This is a genomic window from Flavobacterium sp., from assembly GCF_017985075.1.
Taxonomy (GTDB): Bacteria; Bacteroidota; Bacteroidia; order Flavobacteriales; family Flavobacteriaceae; genus Flavobacterium.
Genome location: NZ_JAGNYF010000100.1, coordinates 1 through 3,876, shown reverse-complemented (window position 1 = coordinate 3,876; position 3,876 = coordinate 1). Strand labels below are relative to the sequence as shown.

Below are 3,876 nucleotides of genomic sequence, written 5' to 3'. Positions count from 1 at the left end.
ACATTATCATTTTCTGGCGAAAAAGACACCCGTCAAATGAAATTAACATTATTTGATAAAGAAGGAAATGAATTGTGGAATAAAGTAATTTTAAAGAAAGAGCTGGAATAAATTAATATTTATTTCTAAACCATACTTTTTGCCATTCGCGTTTTAAAATTAAAAACGTCACGTCTTCGGATAATTTAAAAAAATCTGAACCGTCCAATTTTTTTATTTGATCTTCGGAAACATCAATAATATATAGTAAATTTAAGTATTCTGCGAATTTGTAATTGATTAATTTTATAATTTTCTCCTGAATCAAAAGCTTTAATTCAAATGGGAAAATATCCAAAGGAATATCAATATTTTCATTTGCTAAAGCAAAATCTTTATTGGTTTGCTCAATTAATTTGAAATATAAATCTTGCTCTTCAGCTTCTTCAATTAATGAATCGATGGATGTTGGCGCTAAATAATTCATTTTTTTAAATTGAAAATTGACACATCGGAAATTGGCACATTGATTATACCTTTCTGTTCATTAATTTTTCGCCAAACAATCTTAAAACCATTTTTTTATCTTCGGAAATTTTCATTTTTTCCAGTGTTTCAAAAGCTATTTCAGTGTAGTTAGCAATCGCGTCTTGTGTGGCTTTGCTGGCACCTGAAGTATTAAAAATTGTTTTTACAGAATCAATTTTATCCGAATTATCATTGGGTTGTATAGAAAATAAATGCAATAATTGTTGTTTGTTTTCTTCAGACGAAAACGCCATTGCTTTTAAATATAAATAGGTTTTTTTGTTTTCGATAATGTCGCCACCTACTTGTTTTCCAAAGGTTTCTGGGTTTCCAAAAGCATCTAAATAATCGTCTTGTAATTGAAAAGCAATACCTAAATTTAATCCAAAATTATAAATTAAATCAGCATTTTCTTCTGAAGTTTCTGCTACAATAGCGCCCATTTTCATAGCTGCTCCTAATAAAACGGCCGTTTTAAATTCAATCATTTTTAAATATTCCGAAATGGTAACATCATCACGGGTTTCAAAATCTACATCATATTGTTGTCCTTCGCAAACTTCTAAGGCGGTTTTACTAAATAATCTTGCTAATTTCTGAAATATTATTGGTTCGTAATCTTCAAAATATTGATAAGCTAAAATCAACATGGCATCACCAGATAAAATACCCGTATTGATGTTCCATTTTTCATGAACGGTTTCATTTCCTCTACGCAAAGGCGCGTCGTCCATTATATCATCATGAACTAATGAAAAATTATGAAATACTTCAACGGCTTTGGCTGCAGAAATCGCTTTTTTATAATCGCCATCAAAAATATCAGCTGCCATTAATGTTAAAACGGGACGAATTCTTTTTCCTCCAAGTGATAAAATATAATCAATTGGTTCGTATAAATTTTTTGGGTGTTTGTTTATATGTAAATTAGAAAATTCCTCCGAAATAACACTCTGGTATTCTGATAATGAAAGCATAGTTGTAATTTTTTTGTAAATTTAAACTAATAATTACAAAATAGCTTAATAATTTAAATGTTAAATTTATGTGAAGATTAAGGAAACTATTTTAGTTTTAAAAGTTTCTGTTGTAGTTTTGTCATCGAAATTAATTAGAATATTTAATTAATATCAAGAAATTACATTTAATATGAAGGATAAAATTGTCAATAAAGCTAAAGACATGTTTTTGAAATTAGGTTTCAAGAGCATTACTATGGATGATATTGCCTGCGATATGTGTATTTCTAAAAAAACAATTTATAAATATTTTTCTAATAAAGAATTGTTGATTGAAGAAAGCACCCAAATGGTTTATAAAGAAGTTAGAGAGACAATTGACAACATTGTTTCTAAAAATTTTAATGCCATTGAAGAAAATTTCGAGATTCGAAGAATGTTTAAAGAGATGTTTAAATATAGCGAAACCTCTCCAGTATATCAATTAAAAAAGTATTATCCAGAAGTGTATCAAAAAGTAGTGGGCTATCAAATTGAAATTTGCGAAGGCTGTTTTCGAGATAATATTTTAAAAGGAATTTCCGAAGGTTTGTACCGAGAACAAATTGATGTTGAAAATTATGTCAAGTTTTATTACACTCTAATTTTTAGCATTAGCGAAAATACAGCATTAGAAAAAGAAGCTAATAATTTAGAACACAAAGCATTAGAATATCATATTCGTGCTATGGCAACTTTAGCTGGAATAATAGAATTAGAAAAACAATTACAGATTATAAATAATTAAATTTAAAACAATGAAGATTAAAATAACAGTATTTCTGTTTCTTTTGAGTGCCATTCAAGTTTTCTCGCAAACAGAAGCTACAAGTTTTACGCTGAAACAAGCGATTGAACAAGCCCAAAAGAACAATTATAGCGTACTAAACGCTAACAGAGATTTAGAACTTGCCAAGCAAAAAAAATGGGAAACCACTACAATGGGATTGCCTCAATTAAATGGTTCTGTAAATTACCAAAACACATTTGAATTTACCAAGCAAGGAGCTGCAGCAAATGCTTTTAATCCTATGGCAAATCCAAATGAAATTATGTTATTGGCTTTTGGTACAAAACACGTAGCTATCGGAAATCTAACATTGAGTCAACTTATTTTTGATGGTTCGTATTTGGTAGGTTTACAATCGGCTAAAACGTATTTAAAAATTTCTGAAAACGCCAAAGAAAAAACGAATCAAGAAATTAAAGAAATTGTAATTAATTCTTACGGAAATGTGCTTTTAGCAGATGAAAGTATTTTAATTATCAATAAAAATAAGACCGTTTTAGAAAAAATTCTATCCGACACAAAAGAAATTTATAAAAACGGATTAATTGAAGAAGAAACTATTGAACAACTTCAAATTACATTAAATTCTGTAAACAACGCATTAGAAAACGTAACTAAACAAAGAGTTATTGCCTTAAATATGGTAAAATTATTGTTAGGAATTAATTTAGATGATGCCATCGTATTAACAGAAAAATTAAATAACTTAACTCAAAATAACATTGATTTACAATTATTAGCATCTGAATTTAATGTAAACGAAAATATCGATTATAAAATTGGTAAAAATGTAGAAGAAAGCAAACAACTTTTAGTTAAATTAGAAAAAAGTAAAGGTTTGCCATCGTTGGGCGCACAAGTTAACTTTGGATATAATGCCTTTTCAAATGAATTTTCATTTATGAACGCAACTCAAAAATGGAGTAATTTTTCAAATGTTGGCGTGGGATTAAATGTGCCAATTTTTAGTAGTGGCGGAAGAAATTCTCGTGTTCAACAAGCAAAAATTGATTTAGAAAAATCAAGAACCCAACTTACAGAAACAGAACAAAAATTAAAATTACAATATCAAAAAGCCAAAAGCGATTACGAATATAGTATTAATCAATACAATAACGCTCAGGCCAATTTAAAATTAGCAGAACGAATTGAAGCGAAACAACAAATAAAATTTAAAGAAGGTTTGTCGTCAAGTTTTGACTTTGCAGAAGCTCAAAAACAATTATATTCTGCCCAACAAGAAACATTACAAGCAATGCTTGAAATTATAAATAAAAAAGCAACTTTAGAAAAATTAGTTAACTAAAAATAAATGAACTTAGATATGAAAAAAGTAGTACTTATTGCCACCAGTTTATTACTTATAGCTTGTGGAGAAAAATCAACGGATGATTTAATTAAAGATAAAAATATCACCGAATTAAAAAATAGAAAAGCAACTATTCAGTCGGAATTAGAAAAAATAGATGCAGCATTACTTAAAGGTAATAAAGCACCAGAATCTGAAGCATTGGTATCGGTAGTAAAGGTTAAAGACACTGTTTTCAATCATTATTTAGAAATTCAAGGAAATGTAAATAC

Annotated in this window: 4 protein-coding genes and 1 pseudogene; 3 read left to right on the top strand and 2 right to left on the bottom strand. The window is 28.4% G+C overall.

The window, feature by feature from the left end:
* Positions 1-112: 112 nt before the first annotated feature.
* Entirely contained in the window at positions 113-466 is a 354-nt protein-coding gene (locus KA468_RS10830; protein WP_291242945.1) for a hypothetical protein, read from the bottom strand.
* 43 nt (positions 467-509) lie between these two features.
* On the bottom strand, positions 510-1,484 hold the full coding sequence (locus KA468_RS10825; RefSeq protein WP_291242944.1) for a polyprenyl synthetase family protein: 975 nt from the start codon (positions 1,482-1,484) through the stop codon (positions 510-512).
* A gap of 172 nt (positions 1,485-1,656) precedes the next feature.
* On the opposite strand from KA468_RS10825, the gene KA468_RS10820 reads away from it, so the two are divergent.
* The 3 genes and pseudogenes from KA468_RS10820 to KA468_RS10810 form a co-directional block, all read left to right on the top strand.
* Positions 1,657-2,253: a TetR/AcrR family transcriptional regulator gene (locus KA468_RS10820; protein ID WP_291242943.1), complete on the top strand. Its 597-nt coding sequence runs from the start codon at positions 1,657-1,659 to the stop codon at positions 2,251-2,253.
* Positions 2,254-2,263: 10 nt separating this feature from the next.
* Complete coding sequence (locus tag KA468_RS10815) at positions 2,264-3,601, top strand: TolC family protein (RefSeq protein WP_291242942.1); 1,338 nt, start codon at positions 2,264-2,266, stop codon at positions 3,599-3,601.
* Between the two features lie 18 nt (positions 3,602-3,619).
* A pseudogene (locus tag KA468_RS10810) lies at positions 3,620-3,876 on the top strand (efflux RND transporter periplasmic adaptor subunit); the annotation flags it as partial.